This is a genomic window from Solimicrobium silvestre (genome assembly GCF_002976435.1).
Taxonomy (GTDB): domain Bacteria; phylum Pseudomonadota; class Gammaproteobacteria; order Burkholderiales; family Burkholderiaceae_D; genus Solimicrobium; species Solimicrobium silvestre.
Genome location: NZ_PUGF01000023.1, coordinates 47,573 through 68,113, shown reverse-complemented (window position 1 = coordinate 68,113; position 20,541 = coordinate 47,573). Strand labels below are relative to the sequence as shown.

The following is a 20,541-nucleotide window of genomic DNA, read 5'->3' as shown; positions in this document are numbered from 1 at the left end:
AACGCCAACATAACATTAACTTTCTCTAAAGAAATCTATGAGTGACCATACTGAGATACAAAACCGCATTACAATACTTGCTGTTGAGCATCGCGATTTAGATATCGTTATTGAAGCCTTAATTTTAGCTGGTCATACGGACGAATTACAGTTACAACGGTTAAAAAAACGTAAGCTACAGTTAAAAGATCACATTAAATTGTTACAAATGCAGTTGATTCCAGATGTGCCTGCTTAGCATCGTTTAAAATTACTTTTCATACACACACAAACCTCATCACAAAGTTGATTTTGACTGACATAACACCTTCCTCCAACCCGCTTGAACTTGATACCCATATTCATGATGCCGATATTGAGCGACTATTTGGTCCAACCGGTCAATTAGGTTCCGCTGTTACAAGTTACCGCCCGCGTCACGCTCAAATTGAAATGGCAAAAGCCATTGCTCAAGCGATCGTAGGGCAAACCACGTTAATTGCCGAAGCAGGGACCGGAACCGGTAAAACATTCGCCTATTTAGCGCCTGCATTGCTTTGGGGCGGCAAAGTAATTGTTTCAACTGGTACAAAAAACTTACAAGATCAGTTGTTTTTAAGGGACATACCCGCAATCCGTTTGGCTTTGGGGGCGCCTGTTTCCGTGGCTTTATTGAAAGGGCGCGCTAATTACCTATGTCACTTTCATTTGGAGCGAACTCAGCAAAATGGCCGCATGACTTCACGTGAAGATGTTGGCTATTTGCGGGATATTTCGCGCTTCATAAAAATGACCAACAGCGGCGATAAAGCTGAACTTTCGCAAGTGCCGGAAACAGCTTTAATCTGGAACTTGGTGACTTCAACCAAAGAAAACTGCCTGGGTTCAGAGTGTCAGTATTATCAGGACTGTTTTGTGATGAAGGCGCGTAAAGAGGCGCAAAAAGCGGATGTGGTGGTGGTAAATCATCATTTATTTTTTGCTGATGTGGCCTTAAAAGATACTGGAATCGCCGAGTTGCTGCCGTCTGCGAATACCGTTATTTTTGATGAAGCACATCAATTACCCGATACCGCCACCTTATTTTTTGGTGAGACGATATCCACGTCCCATGTGCTGGAATTGTGCCGCGACGTGTTGGCAGAAGGTTTGTCACATGCCCGTGACGGTGCTGAATGGGCTAAGTTAGTGGTACCTCTTGAAAAAGCCGCACGCGATTTGCGTTTATGCTTTCCACCCGAGCAGGTACGTTTATCGTTGCCGCAAATTCCTTCCTCGAATGAATTTTTCCCGGCATTGGAAACGGTAAAGGAAAAGTTAGAAACGTTGCTGGGAACCTTGGAGAAGCAAGCCGAACGCGCTGAAACCTTAGATCAATGCCGCGTCAGGGCACTAGCTTTGCTGGAGCAATTAAAAGCGTGGGGCAAAGAAGCTCCTCCCGAATCGGAATTAATCGGGCAAGAATGTGTGTTGTGGGTAGAGGCGTACTCCAGTTCATTGCAATTGCACCGCACCCCGTTGTCGATTGCGCCGATCTTTAATAAGCAGCGCGAAGGTTCTGCGCGCACCTGGATTTTCACGTCAGCGACACTGGCAGTAAAACAAGATTTTTCACATTACACGTCGCAAATGGGCCTGCTGGAAGAAAAGGCGCTAAGTTGGCCGAGCCCGTTTGATTATGCCAAACAAGGGCTTTTATATATACCGACTGGCATGCCGGAACCGCGTTCGTTTGACTATACCGATGCGGTAGTTGATGCGGCTTTACCGGTTATCATTGCTTCTGGTGGGCGAGCCTTTTTATTATGCACCACATTGCGAGCGGTCAAGCATTGCGCGCAACGCTTGCGCGATGAATTTGAAAAACAAAACTTAACGTTCTCCTTATTTGTGCAGGGAGAATCTGGTCGCACTGAATTGCTAGAAAAATTCCGGCAATCCGGGAATGGCATTTTGGTCGGTAGCCAAAGTTTCTGGGAGGGGATTGATGTGCGCGGTGAAGCGTTGTCGTTAGTTGTTATCGATAAGCTGCCCTTTGCACCACCAGATGACCCTGTATTAGCTGCGCGTATCAACGCGATGGAAAGACAAGGTAAAAATGGTTTTGTGCACCATCAATTGCCGGAAGCTATTATCAATTTAAAGCAGGGAGCAGGGCGTTTAATTCGGGATGAAACTGATCGTGGGGTATTGATGTTATGTGACCCGCGTATTTTATCTAAACCGTATGGTGCGCGTGTTTGGCAAAGCATGCCGCCGTTTACGCGAACGCGTGAACTGAAGGTGGTTGAGGATTTTTTCCACTCATTGAAAACGCAACCGGAAGAATAACCGTTGCAGGGCAGGGGCAACCTTTACGGTTGCCCCTGCGCGCTATTTAAAAATTACTTTGAACAAAGCTAGCTGCATAGCTACCCAATAAGCTATGGGTATGTGTAGTTGGATGCAACAAATCCCAGAATACAAATGTGTCAGCATTGGTGCAATTGGAACGTGGCGACCAAGTGTAGGTGTAATTCAAGGTTGAGTCGCTATTAATATTCAGGCAGGATTGCGTCGTGTTGGTTACGCCATATTTGCTTGGATTATTAAGTAAATCGGTGAACAAGCTATTCGCATCAAACACTTTAATATTTACAGCGCTGCCATAACTTGCCTGCAAACTAGCCGCCATTTGTGCCAATTGCTGATTAAATTGCACAACTTGTGCTTTGACGGAAGCTGCATCGGTGCGTAAGGCAAAAACCGGCGCACGTGACACATCGGGCAAATTCACCAACAGAATATTTTTGCCACCTGCAGCAATCAGGTTGACCAATGCCAGTTGTTCCCCGGCGATAATGGATGACACCGAACGACCATAATTAACCAAATCATTACCACCCACAAGCAGGGTAAATAAAGTGTTTTTAACTTGATAATTCGGCGCGCTTTGCATGTAGGTCGCCCAAGAGGCTACCTGCTCACTTGCACCGGGAATCACAAAATACTCATCTGCTGCTGCGCCAGCAACTGCCCAGTTATAGACCGGCAAATTCAAATTCACCGATAAGTAATCAAGCCAGTTTTTATCATTGCTAAAGCGCCCTGCAAAATAACTATGGGTGTTTGGCAAGATCCAGTCTGTGCCGTTAAACATGTTTTGCATGTCCGACAAGCTGTCACCAAACGCGACAATTTTATTAATTGCTCCGCTTTGTACCGTAGGATCAATACTCCATACTGTGTAATTCAACGATGCATCGGTATCCGCCCCTGCATACATTGCCACGGGCTGTTTGATGCCTTGGTTGCTCAGGGTGCTTTTGCATACGGAAAGCAGTGTGCTTTGGGTTGTTTCGCTGTAAAACATGTTTTCCCACTCCAGCAAGCCATCTGCCCACCAATAACCATTGACGTGATAATAATCATTGCTGCTTGGATCTCGCGCCCAAACATAGGTCGTGGCTGGCGTGAGATTGGATGGATTTACGCGGTAAAAACAGCGTAAATAAGTGTAGGTATTACTGCCAACCGCATAGCTGGCGCTGCTTGCTAGTGTCATGACGGCACAACACAAGCCGAGCAACATAGTTCTCAGGTTTTTCAAGTTTGTCTCCTTGGTTAATGGACGTTACTGCTACGAATTTACTTCACTAAGTTACTTTGATAAAAGTTCAGTGGTATCCCCAGTACGTGCCGATGTTTTTTGCCTCTTTGTGCAAATAATTTCAGCGAGGAAATTGTATGTGATGAACAGATTTTGCTTTTATGTTGTTTTAGACGCAAAACTCTAGATCGTTAATATCACCTAAAAACTCAATACATCGCTTAATTTCCATTAATTTTTATTAAATATGTGTTGTGTAATTCAAACACAGTCTGCACAATAAAAACGATTTTAAACTCCGATAAGGATGTTTTTGATGATAAGTCGACGTGTCATAGTTGGTGGCAATTGAGCAAGTGGTCTGTTGATAGCGCCGATTTGACGTTAGTGCTTATGTGATTGAGTCCGTGCTTTCAATGGGCGGATACAAATTTTGAGCCGGAATAATTTATTCAATCTACAATCGTGGTTCTGAATATCCATCTGTAGCAAGAATTGCTGCGTTTTATTGTTTTAGTATGTGGGCGTATATTTTTGTAATATGTGCCGAAATGAAAACGCATTGAATGCGTTAAATATTTAAAAAAACAGGGGAGTGTATGAAAGCTAGGTTTATTAACGCTTTTTTGGCATTATTTTCGTACTAATCCCCATTAAAAATAGGAACAGAGATGACAGCAGAATATCAAGCACACGGCGCAGTTGCCGTAATTACGTTAACTAATCCGCCTGTAAATGGCATGAATTTTCAAACGCGCACCGCCGCAGTCGAATGCATAAACCGTGCTTTAGATGACGCCAGCATAAAAGCCATTGTCATTACTGGCGCAGGCAATGCTTTTTCCGGTGGTGCGGACATTAAAGAATTCAATTCGCCAAAAGCATTGGCAGAACCCTCGTTACACACCTTAATTGACGTTGTTGAAAACTCCAGCAAGCCAGTAGTTGCGGCAATTCACCATGTTTGCATGGGCGGCGGATTGGAATTGTCGCTAGGTTGCCATTACCGCGTCGCCACACCGGGCACTCAAATTGCGTTGCCTGAAGTTAAGCTTGGCCTATTGCCTGGCGCGGGTGGAACCCAGCGTTTGCCGCGCGTAGTCGGGCTAGAACTTGCCTTGAAAATGATTACCTCAGGCGCACCGGAATTATCTGAAAAATTGGCAAACACCGCTTTGTTTGATGAAATATTGACGGGCGATTGCGTTGCTGGCGCAATCGCATTTGCAGAAAAAATTGCGGATCTGCGACCTTTGCCCAAAGTCCGTAATCTCAATGTAACGCATCCACAATTGCAAGAAGTCTTAAATGCAGCGCGCGCACAAGCGCAGCGCGGATTTTTAAAAGCGCCGCTACATTGTGTTGAAGCAATCGCTGCCGCAGCGAATCTACCGTTTGATGAAGGCATTCAATTTGAACGTCAAACATTTTATAAATTGGTCGTGAGTCCCGAATCAACAGCACTACGACACGCATTTTTTGCCGAACGGGCCGCCAGTAAGATTCCTGATGTACCAGCAGATACGCCAATTCGCTCCATTAAAAGCGCTGCAGTCGTCGGTGCCGGCACGATGGGCGGCGGGATCGCGATGAACTTTGCTAATGCCGGTATTCCGGTTGTGATACTGGAAACCAAACCAGAAGCATTGGAAAAAGGCTTGGCAATCATTGCCAAAAATTATCAAAACACCCGTGATAAAGGTAAATTAAGCCCGGAAAAATGCGCTGAGCGGATAGCCTTAATTTCTGGCACGCTTGATTACAACGCCATCGGGCAGGCCGATATTGTGGTGGAAGCGGTATTTGAGGAAATGAACGTTAAAAAGTCCGTATTTGAGAAATTGGACGAAGTAATGAGGCAAGGAGCAATTTTAGCGTCCAACACCTCCACGCTCGACTTAAACAAAATCGCCAGTTTTACTAAGCGACCGCAAGATGTGGTTGGCATGCATTTTTTTAGTCCGGCTAATGTCATGAAATTATTGGAGATCGTGCGCGGCAAAGAAACTTCCAATGAAGTCTTGGCGAGTGCGATGGCTTTATCTAAAAAACTTAAAAAAGTCGGCGTAGTTTCTGGTGTCTGCGATGGCTTTATCGGCAATCGCATGCTGGAACAATATATACGTCAAGCCGGCTTTTTATTAGATGAAGGTTGTTTGCCAGCACAAGTAGATAGTGCAATGGAAAAAATGGGCTTTGCGATGGGGCCATTCCGTATGAGCGATTTAGCTGGCAATGACATCAGTTACGCAATACGTAAGCGCCGTGCGATTGAAAAGCCTGACATGCTTTATTCAAAAACAGCCGACCAATTGTGCGAGTTAGGACGTTTCGGTCAAAAAACCGGAGCAGGTTGGTACGACTACCAGGCAGGCGACCGTACTGCACATCCATCTGATTTAGTTAATCAACTGATTAATGATCACTCCAAACAAATAGGTATAGAGCGCCGCGCCATTACCGATCAGGAAATTACTGAGCGCTTAATTTACGCCTTGGTCAATGAAGCTGCCTATATATTAGAGGAAGGCATTGCCCATCGCGCCTCCGATATCGACATGGTGTATTTAAGCGGCTACGGCTTCCCCCTACATTTAGGCGGCCCAATGCTATATGCCGATACCGTTGGATTGGCAAAAGTTGTTGCAGCAATTCAGCATTACGCGCAAGGTCATTGCGGAAAAGTATGGAAAGTTGCACCTTTATTGCAAGAATTAGCAGCGAAGGAACAAAAATTTAATGCTTAATTGCATTATTTAATGAAATAGCCGATAAAAAGACTAGCATTCAAATAAATACCTCGCTATAATAGCGGGCTTGGAAGGTTGGCAGAGCGGTTGAATGCACCAGTCTTGAAAACTGGCGAGGTGTTAAAGCCTTCGTGAGTTCGAATCTCACACCTTCCGCCAGAACTACTAAAAAGCCCTGTTTATTCAGGGCTTTTTTTTTCGCACTTTTTTTCTCAGCAATTGTTGTTAAACGGCACAATATTGTTTTGAATCAAGGTGCAAGGTATTCTAAAATGTCTGCTCGGAAGTTTCCGCAGAACAGATTAGAATAAAAATGACAAAGACAGCAATTATTACCGGCATTACCGGTCAAGATGGCGCATATCTCGCTGAGCTTTTGCTCAGTAAAAATTACACCGTTTGGGGCACTTATCGACGTACTAGTTCCGTCAACTTCTGGCGCATTGAAGAATGCGGCATCCAAAATCATCCCAACCTGCATCTGGTTGAATACGATCTGACCGATCTCGGTTCCAGTATTTCGCTGATCCAAAAGGTTCAGCCGGATGAAATCTACAACTTGGCGGCACAAAGTTTTGTTGGTGTCAGCTTTGATCAGCCGAATACCACGACGCAGATTACCGGCGTTGGGGCACTAAATTTGCTCGAGGCGATACGCCTGACCAATCCAAAAATCCGTTTTTATCAAGCGTCTACCTCAGAAATGTTTGGGAAGGTGCAGGCTATTCCACAGATTGAAGAAACGCCTTTTTACCCGCGTAGTCCTTATGGCGTCGCCAAACTGTACGCACACTGGATGACGATCAACTATCGCGAAAGCTATGGCATTTTTGGCTCTAGCGGCATTCTCTTCAATCATGAATCGCCGCTGCGAGGTCGCGAATTCGTGACACGTAAAATTTCTGATTCAGTCGCAAAAATCAAACTGGGTAAACTCGATAGCCTGGATCTGGGCAACATTGATGCCAAACGCGATTGGGGTTTTGCAAAAGAATATGTCGATGGAATGTGGCGCATGCTGCAAGCTGATCAACCAGATACTTACGTGCTAGCGACCAACCGTACTGAAACAGTGCGTGATTTTGTGCGCATCGCTTTTAAAGTGGCGGGTATTCAAGTTGAATTTAATGGCGCTGCAGAAGATGAGACTGCCGTTGTTACGGCAATTGATGTGGAATGCCCTGTAAAAATTGGCCAAACCGTGATGCGTGTGAACCCTAAATTCTATCGCCCTGCGGAAGTCGAGTTGTTAATTGGCAACCCTGCTAAAGCCAAGGCTAAGCTGGGATGGGCGCCAACAACTACGCTGGAGCAGTTATGCCAGATGATGGTAGAAACCGATTTACGTCGCAATGCTAGCGGTTTTTCTTTCTAATATGTCTTCCGCTCTTTCAAAAAATAAGCGCGCGATAGTCACTGGACTGAACGGGTTTACTGGTCATTATGTTGAAGCTGAATTAAAGGCTGCCGGATTTGATGTGTATGGCATTGGCGAGAAAGAGTCCCTTTCCCCGCACTATACTCAAGTAAATTTAGCCGACCGTGACGGGCTTCATGCTGCGATATCGCATATCAAACCACACGTTGTGCTGCATCTTGCCGGAGTCGCCTTTGTCGGCAATGCCAATGCCGAGTCTTTTTATACGGTAAATACTATCGGCACTCGCAACCTGCTTGAGGCCTTAGTTGCGCAAGCTCCTGATGTGGAATGTGTGTTGCTGGCCAGTAGCGCCAATATTTATGGTAATGCCACGCAAGGCATGCTGGATGAATCCACCTTGCCCAACCCGGCCAACGATTACGCGGTTAGCAAGCTGGCCATGGAATATATGGCGCGCTTGTGGTTAGACAAGTTGCCCATCATCATCACTCGGCCATTTAATTACACCGGCGTTGGTCAGACGGATTCTTTTTTGCTTCCCAAAATAATCAATCATTTTAAGCAGGGTAAGCAAGAAATTGAGCTAGGTAACTGCGATGTTTTCCGTGACTTTAGTGACGTTCGGGCGGTTGCAAATGCATATCGGCGACTAATAGAAGCGCGTCCGATTGGGCAGATCATTAATGTCTGTTCCGGTAAAAGTCATTCCCTACGTGAGGTCTTGGCGATGGCGGGGAAAATTGCCGGCTACGACATTTCGGTCAAGGTCAATCCGGCTTTTGTAAGAGCAAATGAGGTGCGTACTTTGCTAGGCTCTGCCGAGCGACTGAGAGGCATTATTGGTGAGTGGGACTCCCCGCCATTACATGACACGCTGGAGTGGATGTACCGCTCTTCTACACACTAAATTGTTAGCCGCCTAATTGAAAAAGGTATTTTAATGCGCTTAGTTCCCACAATATTATGCGGCGGTGCTGGTTCCCGTCTTTGGCCGGTTTCAAGGGAGCAGCATCCAAAGCCCTTCATTCGTTTAGCAGATGGACAAAGCTTATTGCAAAAAGCTTTTTTGCGCGGAGCCGAGCTAAATGGCGTGGACGAAATACTCACGGTAACTAATCGCGAGTTATTCTTTAAAACCGAAGATGAATATCGCGAAATTAATCAAGCCAAATTGGCGACTTCCTATATTCTCGAACCGTTTGGCCGCAATACGGCAGCCGCAATCGCCGCAGCCGCACTTCATATTTCTAAAAAACACGGCCCAGATACACTGATGCTGGTTTTAGCGGCTGATCATTTAATTGCAGATCAAGCCGCCTTTGAGCAGGCCGTGAGCGAAGCAATAGCGCTCGCGAAACGCGAAAAAATAGTCACCTTTGGGATTCAGCCAGACGCGCCTGAAACTGGTTATGGCTATATAGAAGCAAGTGGCAATAAAGTGCTGCGGTTTGTAGAAAAGCCGTCTCTCGCAACGGCGCAAACCTACCTTGATTCTGGTAATTTCCTATGGAATTCAGGCATGTTTTGTTTTATGGCCGGTACCATTTTGCAGGCGATGGAACAGCACTGCCCAGAGATTTTAGCCTCGACCAAAGTCTGTATGGAACAATCACGCATTGCGCAAGCAGATGGCTTCTCTCAATTAGAGTTAGATGCCGATAGCTTCGCAGCAATTCCTGACAATTCCATTGATTACGCCGTCATGGAAAAATCGAACCATGTTGCAGTAGTGCCGTGCGATATCGGTTGGAACGATATCGGATCCTGGGATTCGCTAGGTAACTTAACGGTACCAGATGAGCAAGGCAATCGGTTAGATGGTCAAACCATGCTGCACAAAGTAGAAAATTGCTATATTCAAAGCAAAGGTCGCATGGTTGGCGTTGTGGGAGTGAGTAATTTGATTATTGTGGATACACCAGATGCATTGTTGGTAGTAGACAAATCTCACACGCAAGATGTAAAGCACATTTACGCCGCGCTCAAAGCAAAAGGTCATACTGCGCATAAATCGCATTTAACAGTTCACCGGCCTTGGGGGACGTATACCGTGCTTGAAGAAGGTCCCGGCTTTAAAATTAAACGCATCGAAGTAAAGCCTGGCGCATCGCTATCATTACAAATGCACCATCATCGCAGCGAGCATTGGATAGTCGTCAACGGCATGGCTAAAGTATTAAATGGGGACCATGAGTTTTTAGTAAGCGTCAATGAGTCTACCTATATCCCGGCCGGACATATGCACCGGCTCGAAAACCCTGGCGTAATAAATTTAGTGATGATCGAGGTGCAAAGCGGCGCTTATCTGGGGGAAGACGATATTGTCCGTTTCCAGGATAAGTACGGGCGCTGCCAAGTCGGTCAAGCACAAAAATAGAAGGGTAGGGCAGAGAAGTGGTGATATTTTGGTCTGCCCTGCTGGAATCGAACCAGCAACCTATGCCTTAGAAGGGCATTGCTCTATCCAGTTGAGCTAAGGGCAGTTTGAGGCATGTAAAAATCAATACACAATTGAAGTTTTACAAGAAGGCAGAATAATACCTTTTATAGGTCATTCCGACAAGCCTAAATTTGCTATTTGCTCTATACGGCATCAACTGATGTATTACCAGTTGGTGCCGAACGGATTGCGCTGGTTAGTAGCTTCCTGATTTTTCTTTTGCTGCATCCATATCTTGTTTAAATGTATTTTTAGCCTCAATCATGCATTGTTTTCTGTTGGATTTTTCTTCACTCATGCATTTTTTCGATGAATCCTGATACACATTCATCGCCTCTTTTTTTAATGTCAAAAAATAGCCATGTGGAGTCATGTCTTCTTGATACCACCTCGCCGGATCACCGGGCTGAGCTATTGAAGCATCTTGATTGCTTTGTGCGTAACTAGCGCTAATAGACAGGATGAAAAGGCAAATTATTGGCACACTTGTCATTATTGAATTTGTAAGATTGATGTTCATAACTACTCCTAAATTAAGTCATCGTTTAGCGAGAAGGAACGACCATTCCAGGCAAACCTTCCGGCAAATATAACGACTCAGATTAAATTACTTTACTCTCTTAATGCGCAGGTACTATTGTCGTGGTAGTTGACGTTCCCGCTGCGCCCGTTGCACCAGTTGCGCCGGTGTTACCAGTGTTGCCGGTATTACCTGTATTACCTTGCGGGCCGCGTGGACCAGAGCATGCGCTAATAGCAACAAGGATAGCGATAGTAGCGATTGATGTTGAAAATTTCATAAAAGTTTCTCCAATTGATTTGGTGAGATGGGGCACTTTTGGTGACACAATTCTCAGCAACTGTATTCAGAATTCAAGAAAATTAGCGACGTTATCCAGTAGGAAGATCGCCATTGCGTATTCGATTCAACAGAGCGTTGTTCTCTTTCGAGAAAGCAGATTGCGCTGTATTTACCGCTTAGAATAAGAATATCCACGCCGTGTCGTTGCGTCTGTTCGCTAACACGCATAGGAGATGGCATTGAATAACTTGATTACCTTAGTCATTTTTTACGGCTGGCGCTTATTGCCAATGCAGAACTAAATCCATTTAAGTAACGAAAAGCCTTATACTCAAAAGTCAAACCAGCGTAGCGGAGAAGTTAGTGCCATCCAAAAGAATAACCAAAAAACCCGCAACTGAACCTGCCATAGTTCCATTTATCTTACCCGGAACTATCATTCCGGAAAAAAACTATTCAGATGCTTTTCCCATTGTCGGCATTGGCGCTTCAGCCGGTGGTTTGGCTGCGTTCGAAGCATTTTTTTCTGGATTGCCGAGTGATATCGAGCCTGGCATGGCATTCGTTTTGGTGCAACATCTAGCGCCAGATCACAAAAGTTTGCTGACTGAACTCATCCGGCGCTGTACACGGATGCAGGTTTTTGAAGTCGAAGATGGCATGGTAGTTCAACGTAACTGTGTGTATATCATCCCACCCAACCATGATATGGCGTTTCTAAATGGAACACTGCATTTGTTGGAGCCATCTGCGCCGCGCGGGCAGCGCTTACCAATTGATTTTTTCTTTCGTTCATTGGCGCAAGATCAGTGCGAATGCGCCATCGGGATCGTCTTGTCGGGTACTGGCAGTGACGGCACTTTAGGTGTGCGGGCGATAAAGGGTGAGGGTGGCATGGTCATCGTTCAAGTGCCGGAAACGAGCGATTTTGACGGTATGCCGCGCAGCGTCATTGCTACCGGATTGGCTGATTATGTGTTGCCGCCGGCAGAGATGGCGGCGCAATTGATCGCTTACGCGGCCCATGCCTACGGTAAACTTCCGCGCTCCGCTGCTGTCGATATGACGAAATCTGAAAGTGCGCTAAAGAAAATATTTATTTTATTACGATCACAAACGGGTCACGATTTTTCTAATTACAAACCAAGTACGATCAATCGACGTATTGATCGGCGTATGGCGGTACATCAAATAGCTGAAATTGGTAGCTATATGAAATATTTGCAGCAAACGCCCTCTGAGGCGGAGGCACTGTTTCGTGATTTGTTGATTGGTGTGACCAACTTTTTTCGCGATCCAGAGGTTTTTGAGTTATTAGAAAAAGATATTATCCCCAAGTTATTTGCGAGCAAACCTGCTGGGGGAGTGGTACGTGTTTGGTCAACTGGTTGCTCAACCGGTGAAGAAGCCTATTCGATTGCGATTCTTTTACAAGAGCGCATGGAGACACTCAAGCAAAATTACACAGTACAAGTTTTTGCTACCGATATCGATAGCCGGGCAATTGCTATAGCGCGGGCGGGCTTGTATCCAGCTAGTATTGCCGCTGATATTACTCCGGAAAGATTGGCACGGTTTTTTTCAACAGAACCAGATGGATGTACTTTCCGTATCCATAAAAGTATTCGTGACATGTTAGTTTTTTCCGAACAGGATGTCATTAAAGACCCTCCATTCTCTAAGCTAGATCTGATTAGCTGCCGTAACTTGCTTATTTATTTGGGCATGCAATTACAAAAAAGATTGATCCCTTTATTTCATTACGCACTGAAGCCGGATGGCATATTGTTGCTGGGTACGTCTGAAGGAGTAGGTGATTTCACCGGATTGTTTCCAGTACTTGATCGCAAATCGAAATTATTTCAACGCAAAGAAAATTACCAAGTAAGGCCAAGCATGTCATTAGGGCGAACTCTTCCTCGCTCTTTGCCCTTGGATCACACAACCACAGCTGGATCAAAAAAGATGACTTTCCCCGTAAAATTACAATTGCGTGAGTTAACCGAGCAAGCCCTTTTACAACAACTTGCCGCGAGCAGTGCATTAGTTAACTGGCACGGCGATATTCTTTATCTGCATGGCCGTACCGGAATGTACCTGGAATTGACTCCTGGCGAAGTTGGTATCAGCAATATCTTAAAAATGGCACGTGAAGGTTTGCGGCGCGACTTAACCATGGCGTTGCATAAAGCGGTCGGCAGCAAAGGAGTTGTGCGCTGTTCCGGTTTGCGGGTTCAAACAAACGGCCACTTTACGCTGGTGAATTTAACTGTTTCCCCAGTCCTGGCAGGCCCACTGGCAACGCCGGAGTCATATCTGTACCTGGTTATTTTGGAAGAAGTTTCAACCATTGCCACCGAAATATTACAACCGACTGCGCTATTAGCTGAGCCTAAAGAAATTAATGTTGAATTAGATGCGGAGTCGCGTATCGCCATATTAAAGCAGGAGTTACGGGCAAAAGATGAATACCTCCAGAGTACGCACGAAGAACTGGAAAGCTCTAATGAAGAGTTGAAATCTTCTAATGAAGAAATGCAGTCGGTTAACGAAGAGTTGCAATCAACGAACGAGGAATTAGAGACCTCGAAAGAAGAATTACAATCGGTGAACGAAGAACTGGCTACCGTTAATAATGAGCTACAAACCAAAGTAATCGATCTGTCTCGCGCTAATAACGACATGAACAACCTGCTCGCTGGCACTGGCATAGGCACGGTATTTGTTGATTATCAGCTACGTATCCTGCGCTTTACACCGGCCGCGAGCACTATTATCAATTTAATTCCATCAGATGTGGGGCGGCCAGTGGCTCATATTGTCTCTAATCTGCTTGATTATGACAGTTTGGTCGTAGATACTCAGGAAGTGTTAAATACACTGATATTTAAAGAAGTTGCTGTGCAGACTGTTGAAGGGCTCTGGTACACCATGCGGATACAACCCTACCGCACGCTGGACAATGTAATTGAGGGAGCGGTGATTTCTTTTATTGATATTACTGAAACAGTGCGTACGCGCAATGACCTCCACAAAGCCAATAAGTTGATGCGGCTAGCCGTGGTTGTGCGAGATGCGCACGATGCTATTACGATGCAGAATTTGCAAGGTTCTATCTTGGCGTGGAACCCTGGTGCAGTCAGAATTTATGGTTGGAGTGAGTCTGAAGCATTAGCAATGAACGTGCGTGATCGGATTCCCTTGGAAGAACGCGAGGAAGCTCTGGTCAGACTGCAACAACTCAGTCAAGCCGAAATTTTGGAACCTTATAGTACGCAGCGAATTACCAAGCAAGGATCTGTTATCAAGGTGTCGATTACTTCCACTGCTTTATTGAATGAGGTGGGTGAGGTGTATGCGATTGCAACTACAGAGCGAGCTATCAGGGAAATAACCCAATGAATCTAGAGAACGGCATTCCTAATCCGGATGAAAAAGTAAAAAATCTTGAATTATTCCCTGAAGGGAGTAATGCTGCCGCTGCATATTTATTGCAACGTCAACATGCCGAAGCTCGCCTGCAACAACATGCGGCACTGTCGCAAGAGGAAGTGACTATTTTATCGCCGGAAGTATCCCGGCATCTGCTGCATGAATTACGTGTTCATCAGATTGAATTGGAAATGCAGAACGAAGAATTGCGGGAGTCGCAAGTGGCACTGGATGCTGCGCGCGACCGCTATTTTGATCTCTATGATCTGGCCCCGGTAGGTTATTGCACCATCAGTGAAAAAGGGTTAATCCGGCAAGCTAACCTGGCTGCGGCCAGTCTGTTTGGTGTCATGCGTGGCACTTTACTAAAACAACCACTATCGCGATTCATCAGCAGGGAAAACCAAGATACCTATTACTTGCATCGTAAAAAATTGGTTGAGACTGGCGAGCCTCAATCCTTTGAAATGCAAATGGTAAAAGAGGATGCCACGCCATTTTGGGCGCATCTGACGATGACGATAGCTCAGGATGCGGACGGGGCGGCTGAATTACGTGTTGTACTGAACGATGTAACCGAACGCAAGCATGCCGAAGATGAACGTGCGTTACTCCAGCAAGACTTACAAGACAAAAACGCTGAACTTGAGCGTGCCAGAGTCGTTGCGGAAAAAGCCAATCAGGCAAAATCGGACTTTTTATCCAATATGAGTCACGAGTTGCGCACGCCGCTTCACGCTATTCTCGGTTTCGCTCAACTTTTGGGAACTGGAGCACCGGTCAATTCAACACCGCTAACACTTGATCAACAGCAAAGCGTTGATCAAATTCTTAAAGCCGGTTGGCATCTTCTTGAATTAGTTAACGACATACTCGATCTGGCCGTAATTGAGGCTGGCAAAATCGGCTTGTCTATAGAAGCAGTTTCGCTGACGGAAATTATTCGCGAATGCAAAGCGATGGCAGCACCACTGGCACAACGGCGTGGTATTGAAATTATTTTCCCATCGGAAGAAATTTGCTGTTTTGCTCAAGTAGATCGAATTCGAATTAAGCAAGTGCTTATTAATTTGCTGTCCAATGCAATTAAATACAATCGCCCGAATGGAACGGTAACGCTTACGGTAAAGAGCGGCGTCAATTCGGAAAGAAGCATTCGAATTTGTGTTGCCGATACCGGCGCAGGGCTCCGCCAAGATGAACTGTTGCAGCTTTTTCAGCCATTTAATCGACTCGGACAAGATATGAACGCGGAGGAGGGAACAGGCATCGGCTTGGTTGTATGCAAGCGTCTTATTGAATTGATGAGCGGTACGATAGGCGTAGAAAGTATCGTAGGAAAAGGTTCTGTATTTTGGATAGAGTTGGCGCTGGTCGATTCGCCAGATAACATTAAACCGTTGCAAATCAATACGGAAAATATAGCGCAATTAGTGACGAAATCACATACTTTATTGTATGTTGAAGATAATTTAGCGAACTTGAAGTTGGTCGAGGCAATTATTGCACGCCAACCGCATATTCGTTTGCTGAGTGCCCCGAATGGAAATAGCGGTATTGTCATGGCACGTGATTTTTTGCCGGATATCATCCTGATGGATATTGATTTACCCGATATCAGTGGATTTACCGTATTAAAAATGTTGGCAGAAGACGCGACAACAGCGCACATTCCTGTCATTGCCCTCAGTGCTAACGCTATGCCACACAATATTGAGCAAGGATTGAAGGCCGGTTTTTTTCAATATATGACAAAGCCTATTAAAATCGACGAACTCATGAAGACACTGAATAAGGCGACGGATAATACCTTTGGCAATTAGAAGCTTAATCCTGTTGTACTTGGCTTAATCCCAAACGTACTATGTAAATAGATCGTGAATTTGATTTTTTTACTACCTCGAAAAGATGAATTTCTTATCGAGGTAGCAGAACAAATTTTAACGACGTCCTCTGCCATCAGAATGCCCTCTATCGTGTCCACGTGGACCATTGCCTCGATGCACACCCCAATACCCGCCACCTACATACACTCCGACCGGAGGTGCGTAGTAGGGGCACGCTTGATATAAAGCTGGGTAGCCACAAGTGTTAACGCCGATGCCAACGCCGATTCTTACTTGAGCGTTTGTAACTGGTGTAATCATCAACGCGAGAACAGCAAAGAGCAGGGATATAAATTTTAATTTCATGATAAATCCTTTGGTAAAAGAGTGCGGTGAATCTCACTGCACTGAACTTGGAAAAATATTATTTTGCTGATATGCGTTGATCCTTGCCTGCATGGCCACGTTGAGTAAAGATTTCATCAGCTTCCTTTTTCTGGGTATCTGACATTGCTGCATACAACGGGCCAAAGACCATAGAAAGTTTTTTGACTGAATCTGCATGCGCCTGAGCAATATCGGCATAAGCATTTAAATCATCAATTGCTGTCGCGCTGGGGATGAGTGACTCACGTTTGTCGATCACTTTATCAATTTCATTTGCACTGTCGCGCATTGTTTTGGCTACGGTGTCCCAGAGTGTTTCTTGTTCCTTAGTAATTTTTAGCTTCGTATGTAACTCTTTGATGTGCTTCTCGTTAGCCTGATCCCGTTTAGCATCCGATTTCGCCATTGAAGCGGGTGAAGCAGGGGCAGATGCGCTGACGGGCACGCTAGCAGCGGCTCCTGCCGTAACTGCTGGGGTTTGTGCATATGCGCCGCTGATGAGTAATGTAGATACGAGGGCTGTAATATACTTTTTCATTAAGTGCTCCTGGTAATAATAAATCGATTGGGTTAGTTCAATAAATTCGACTTCAATGTAAGTGCTTGTGAGCTTTTCCAAATATTGAAAATAAATGACATATGCTCAGGAGATATTCGAACACGATTAATGCGGGTTGTATGTGCGATGCCGCACATACATTCAAGGTGAGACACACCATAGATGTAGTTGTTTTGTAGTATGTGCGTTATCGAACTGTTTAATCTAATTGGCTGACTTATTCTGCATTGGCATGCCGTGCTCATTGATTTTGCGGCATGCACTTTCGATCTTAAATTAGTAATATTTATTGTTAAGGATTAAACATCATGTCAAATACCAACAATGCTAGTAGTCTTCACAAGCAAGCAGCACTCGATCATGAAACAGCAGCCAAGCACCATCAAAAAGCATCCGAATGCCATGATCAGAACAAGCCGAGCGATGCAATGGACAGCGCAAAGAGCGCCATGGCAAGCTGCAATACGGCAAAGAAAAGTTCTGATACGGCTTGCGCGTCTTCAACTAAGTAATTTTAAGTGAAGATGGCGGTTGGTTTTGGGGGCGTATCAGATGTTTATTGAAAGTTTGTGCTGATAGTCACTAAAACTAGCCGTTTAAAAAGAGTGCTATTTAATTTAAAGTGTGTTCCGTTAATCATGAATGAGCCTGAGTCTAGCTTAGATCCAATAACTCAAAATACTAAAACCATTTTAGAGTTGAGCCAATTTGAAGAAAAATCAATTACCCGCCACCAACGTATTTTGGAATATGTCAGTGGCGTAATAGGCCGCCCTTTTTTTCTTGGCCTTACATTGCTTTTTGTTTCGTTCTGGATCGCTGCCAACCTGTTAGCACATCGCATGGGATTTAACGTTTTTGATCCACCACCATTTCCTCTGTTACAAGGTTTGGTCGGGGTGGGTGCGTTACTAACGACGATAATTGTGCTGATTAAACAAAATCGACTTAGCAAAATGGAGGATCGGCGGGCTCATCTGGAGTTACAGGTGAATCTGTTAACTGAACAGAAAGCCACTAAATTGATTTCCCTAATGGAAGAATTGCGACGAGATTTACCGATGATTAAAGATCGCTATGACGCCGAATCGATCGCACTTCAAGTTCCTACTAATCCAAATTCGGTACTTGCTGCCTTAGATGGGCGAAAAGAAAAAGGAGGAAAGCATGTGAAGCCGGATAGTGTTGATTAAGTTTGTTTATATGTTTAATGTAATTATTTTCATGATTAAATTTCCCATCATTTTCGCGCTGTTTATTTGTGGTATTTTAACGAAGTTAAATTACGGTTCGATGGAATTTCAAACGAATTTCAAATTTATTTTTTTGATGAAAAAGGTAATCATGACTATTAATTCAGTACGTTCAGTTATTCCCGGCACCAATCGAATTCCAATGAGAAATGCGCAAGTCGTTGGCCCGATTCCAGAAAATCAAATAATTGAAATTACAATCATGTTACGGTCAGAGCATGAGTGCAAAGATCTCAATACACAGTTTATGTCTGGAAATCAGTCGCTTTCCAAGCGTAAAATTTTAAGCAGAGAAGAATTTGCCAAAAAATTCGGCGCAAGCAGCGCGGATATCGCCAAGGTAGAAGCGTTTGCACAACAGTACAATCTCGCCGTGTGCAAAGTTAATCAAGCTCACCGTAGCATCATCTTATCGGGCACTGTAGGCGCATTAAACAAGGCGTTTGGTACTACGCTAGAACAATATCAACATCCCAATGGCGTGTATTTCGGACGAATCGGCGAATTGAGTGCACCCAACGATGTCATTGAGATGATAGAAGGCGTTTTTGGACTGGATAACAGACCGCAGGCATCTAAGCATTTTCAAGTACGAACATCAACCGATACAATAAAACCCAGTACAACATTTACCCCACCTCAGTTAGCGAAAATTTATAACTTTCCACCAGCAGACGCTACCGGCCAATGTATAGGGATCATTGAACTTGGTGGCGGCACTCGCCCGGCGGATATCAACGCCTATTTTTCAGGTTTGGGAATTACTGCGCCGAACGTGATTATAGTTCCTGTGGACAGTGCCACTGACCAGCCGAGCACACCCGCGGGTGCTGATGGCGAGGTCATGCTGGATATTGAAGTCGCTGGTGCGATTGCGCCTGGTGCTACGATTGCTGTCTATTTTGCGCCGAATACGGATCGCGGCTTTCTCGACGCCGTCACAACAGCGATTCATGATGCAGTGAACAAACCATCGGTCATTTCAATTAGCTGGGGGAGCGCAGAAGTGGCATGGACCCACCAGGCTATGACCGCTTTCGAATCCGCTTTTATCGATGCTGCCGCTATGGGAGTGACAATTTGCGTCGCGGCCGGTGATAACGGCTCAACCGACGGCCAGACCGATGGAACGCAAAACGTTGATTTCCCCGCTTCAGCACCGCACGCTTTAGCATGTGGCGGCACATCTCTGGTCATCAATGCAGCAGGGAGCGCGACTGAAACGGTCTGGAATGATGGAGTCAACAGCGCAACGGGAGGAGGGCACAGCAGTTTTTTCCCGATTCCTGCTTACCAAACATCACTCGACTTTACTCAACAAGGACGTGGTGTGCCGGATGTTGCAGCCGACGCAGATCCCAATACGGGTTATGCAGTGCGCGTCGATGGTGAGGATATGGTAATCGGAGGCACCAGCGCAGTCGCGCCATTATGGGCTGGGTTAATTGCGCTGATCAACCAACAATTAGGACATCCTGTCGGCTTTTTAAACCCGCTCTTATATGGAGCATTGCAAAACAAAAAAGTGACAAATGATATTACTCAAGGAAATAACGGAGCTTATCAAGCCGGTGTTGGCTGGGATGCCTGTACCGGCTGGGGCTCGCCTAACGGACAAAATCTTTTACACGCTTTAGATTGATAAGCTAATGCTTAGAAAATGACGTTGAATGCTCTGGTGTGTTAAAAGAGGTTTGCTCACAACAATCTTCTGCAGAGCTTCCGTTTATCTATGTCGCACATCATTGGCTGTAAGCCGCCATCAATGTTCTTCGCCTTCTTTGGCGCGCCGACAAAAGAACTGCTCTTGTAATTTTCTAGCCAATTTATCTAAGCCTCTGGCTGTATTGCCTAACGCCAAAGTATTTCCTCGAAGTTAATAAGTTCAACAAGCCGGGCGTGCACAACTGGGCCAGGTTTGCGTAGGGGGGCATCCCTTGTGGGTGCCCACGTTAATCATCCAAGAGCACCCGCAAAGGATGCCCCTACAAAACGTCAAAGCCATAGACTACTTGCGTAACTCCCAACTAATTTCCCTACTTTTACCTTGATAAATTCTTATCGATCTAGTCTCCGATTAAATTACTGCTGTTCCATAAATGGCTCCACGTAAATCTAAATTAAGAAAATTCCTACATTAAAG

The 20,541-nt window shown here is 45.2% G+C and carries 15 protein-coding genes and 2 tRNA genes; 12 read left to right on the top strand and 5 right to left on the bottom strand.

Going from position 1 to position 20,541, the window contains the following annotated elements:
- Positions 1-37 precede the first annotated feature (37 nt).
- Complete coding sequence (locus S2091_RS19415; RefSeq protein WP_105533621.1) at positions 38-238, top strand: YdcH family protein; 201 nt, start codon at positions 38-40, stop codon at positions 236-238.
- Between the two features lie 53 nt (positions 239-291).
- Entirely contained in the window at positions 292-2,310 is a 2,019-nt protein-coding gene (yoaA, locus tag S2091_RS19410) for a DNA repair helicase YoaA (RefSeq protein WP_243405497.1), read from the top strand.
- 46 nt (positions 2,311-2,356) lie between these two features.
- Here yoaA and S2091_RS19405 read toward each other — a convergent pair whose 3' ends face one another.
- Positions 2,357-3,568, bottom strand: coding sequence for an SGNH/GDSL hydrolase family protein (locus S2091_RS19405; protein WP_243405496.1), 1,212 nt, complete (start codon positions 3,566-3,568; stop codon positions 2,357-2,359).
- 671 nt (positions 3,569-4,239) lie between these two features.
- On the opposite strand from S2091_RS19405, the gene S2091_RS19400 reads away from it, so the two are divergent.
- From S2091_RS19400 to S2091_RS19380, 5 genes are all read left to right on the top strand, one after another.
- The gene (locus tag S2091_RS19400) at positions 4,240-6,315 is read left to right on the top strand and encodes a 3-hydroxyacyl-CoA dehydrogenase NAD-binding domain-containing protein (RefSeq protein ID WP_105533619.1); all 2,076 of its coding nucleotides are present in this window, start codon (positions 4,240-4,242) and stop codon (positions 6,313-6,315) included.
- Between the two features lie 72 nt (positions 6,316-6,387).
- Positions 6,388-6,477, top strand: a tRNA-Ser gene (locus S2091_RS19395).
- A gap of 154 nt (positions 6,478-6,631) precedes the next feature.
- Positions 6,632-7,693, top strand: coding sequence for a GDP-mannose 4,6-dehydratase (gene gmd, locus S2091_RS19390; RefSeq protein ID WP_105533618.1), 1,062 nt, complete (start codon positions 6,632-6,634; stop codon positions 7,691-7,693).
- A gap of 1 nt (position 7,694) precedes the next feature.
- The gene (locus tag S2091_RS19385; RefSeq protein WP_105533617.1) at positions 7,695-8,606 is read left to right on the top strand and encodes an NAD-dependent epimerase/dehydratase family protein; all 912 of its coding nucleotides are present in this window, start codon (positions 7,695-7,697) and stop codon (positions 8,604-8,606) included.
- Between the two features lie 33 nt (positions 8,607-8,639).
- The gene (locus S2091_RS19380; RefSeq protein WP_105533616.1) at positions 8,640-10,076 is read left to right on the top strand and encodes a mannose-1-phosphate guanylyltransferase/mannose-6-phosphate isomerase; all 1,437 of its coding nucleotides are present in this window, start codon (positions 8,640-8,642) and stop codon (positions 10,074-10,076) included.
- Between the two features lie 29 nt (positions 10,077-10,105).
- On the opposite strand, the gene S2091_RS19375 is transcribed toward S2091_RS19380, so the two are convergent.
- The 3 genes from S2091_RS19375 to S2091_RS19365 all read right to left on the bottom strand — a co-directional run bounded on the left by S2091_RS19375 (position 10,106) and on the right by S2091_RS19365 (position 10,939).
- Positions 10,106-10,182, bottom strand: a tRNA-Arg gene (locus S2091_RS19375).
- Between the two features lie 153 nt (positions 10,183-10,335).
- Complete coding sequence (locus S2091_RS19370) at positions 10,336-10,659, bottom strand: hypothetical protein (protein WP_105533615.1); 324 nt, start codon at positions 10,657-10,659, stop codon at positions 10,336-10,338.
- A gap of 100 nt (positions 10,660-10,759) precedes the next feature.
- Complete coding sequence (locus S2091_RS19365) at positions 10,760-10,939, bottom strand: hypothetical protein (protein ID WP_105533614.1); 180 nt, start codon at positions 10,937-10,939, stop codon at positions 10,760-10,762.
- Positions 10,940-11,304: 365 nt separating this feature from the next.
- Between S2091_RS19365 and S2091_RS19360 the strand changes: the two genes are divergently transcribed.
- Entirely contained in the window at positions 11,305-14,343 is a 3,039-nt protein-coding gene (locus S2091_RS19360) for a chemotaxis protein CheB (RefSeq protein WP_243405495.1), read from the top strand.
- A complete protein-coding gene (locus S2091_RS19355) occupies positions 14,340-16,196 on the top strand; it encodes a PAS domain-containing hybrid sensor histidine kinase/response regulator (protein ID WP_243405494.1) in 1,857 nt (618 codons plus the stop codon). Before S2091_RS19360 ends, S2091_RS19355 begins: the two co-directional genes overlap by 4 nt.
- Before the next feature lie 427 nt (positions 16,197-16,623).
- Here S2091_RS19355 and S2091_RS19350 read toward each other — a convergent pair whose 3' ends face one another.
- Positions 16,624-17,124 carry a Spy/CpxP family protein refolding chaperone gene (locus S2091_RS19350; protein WP_105533613.1) on the bottom strand — a complete coding sequence of 167 codons (501 nt, stop codon included), beginning with the start codon at positions 17,122-17,124 and terminating at the stop codon, positions 16,624-16,626.
- 329 nt (positions 17,125-17,453) lie between these two features.
- On the opposite strand from S2091_RS19350, the gene S2091_RS19345 reads away from it, so the two are divergent.
- The 3 genes from S2091_RS19345 to S2091_RS19335 all read left to right on the top strand — a co-directional run bounded on the left by S2091_RS19345 (position 17,454) and on the right by S2091_RS19335 (position 20,040).
- On the top strand, positions 17,454-17,657 hold the full coding sequence (locus tag S2091_RS19345; protein ID WP_105533612.1) for a hypothetical protein: 204 nt from the start codon (positions 17,454-17,456) through the stop codon (positions 17,655-17,657).
- Positions 17,658-17,783: 126 nt separating this feature from the next.
- On the top strand, positions 17,784-18,338 hold the full coding sequence (locus tag S2091_RS19340) for a DUF1003 domain-containing protein (RefSeq protein WP_105533611.1): 555 nt from the start codon (positions 17,784-17,786) through the stop codon (positions 18,336-18,338).
- Positions 18,339-18,489: 151 nt separating this feature from the next.
- Entirely contained in the window at positions 18,490-20,040 is a 1,551-nt protein-coding gene (locus tag S2091_RS19335; protein ID WP_105533628.1) for a S53 family peptidase, read from the top strand.
- Positions 20,041-20,541: the final 501 nt, after the last annotated feature.

Excerpts from the sequence above, each read along its gene's own strand:
- S2091_RS19415 (WP_105533621.1), top strand. The coding sequence starts at position 38 with ATGAGTGACCATACTGAGATACAAAACCGCATTACAATACTTGCTGTT.
- S2091_RS19400 (WP_105533619.1), top strand. The coding sequence starts at position 4,240 with ATGACAGCAGAATATCAAGCACACGGCGCAGTTGCCGTAATTACGTTA.
- gmd (WP_105533618.1), top strand. The coding sequence starts at position 6,632 with ATGACAAAGACAGCAATTATTACCGGCATTACCGGTCAAGATGGCGCA.
- S2091_RS19385 (WP_105533617.1), top strand. The coding sequence starts at position 7,695 with ATGTCTTCCGCTCTTTCAAAAAATAAGCGCGCGATAGTCACTGGACTG.
- S2091_RS19380 (WP_105533616.1), top strand. The coding sequence starts at position 8,640 with ATGCGCTTAGTTCCCACAATATTATGCGGCGGTGCTGGTTCCCGTCTT.
- S2091_RS19370 (WP_105533615.1), bottom strand. The coding sequence starts at position 10,659 with ATGAACATCAATCTTACAAATTCAATAATGACAAGTGTGCCAATAATT.
- S2091_RS19365 (WP_105533614.1), bottom strand. The coding sequence starts at position 10,939 with ATGAAATTTTCAACATCAATCGCTACTATCGCTATCCTTGTTGCTATT.
- S2091_RS19355 (WP_243405494.1), top strand. The coding sequence starts at position 14,340 with ATGAATCTAGAGAACGGCATTCCTAATCCGGATGAAAAAGTAAAAAAT.
- S2091_RS19350 (WP_105533613.1), bottom strand. The coding sequence starts at position 17,124 with ATGAAAAAGTATATTACAGCCCTCGTATCTACATTACTCATCAGCGGC.
- S2091_RS19345 (WP_105533612.1), top strand. The coding sequence starts at position 17,454 with ATGTCAAATACCAACAATGCTAGTAGTCTTCACAAGCAAGCAGCACTC.
- S2091_RS19340 (WP_105533611.1), top strand. The coding sequence starts at position 17,784 with ATGAATGAGCCTGAGTCTAGCTTAGATCCAATAACTCAAAATACTAAA.
- S2091_RS19335 (WP_105533628.1), top strand. The coding sequence starts at position 18,490 with ATGACTATTAATTCAGTACGTTCAGTTATTCCCGGCACCAATCGAATT.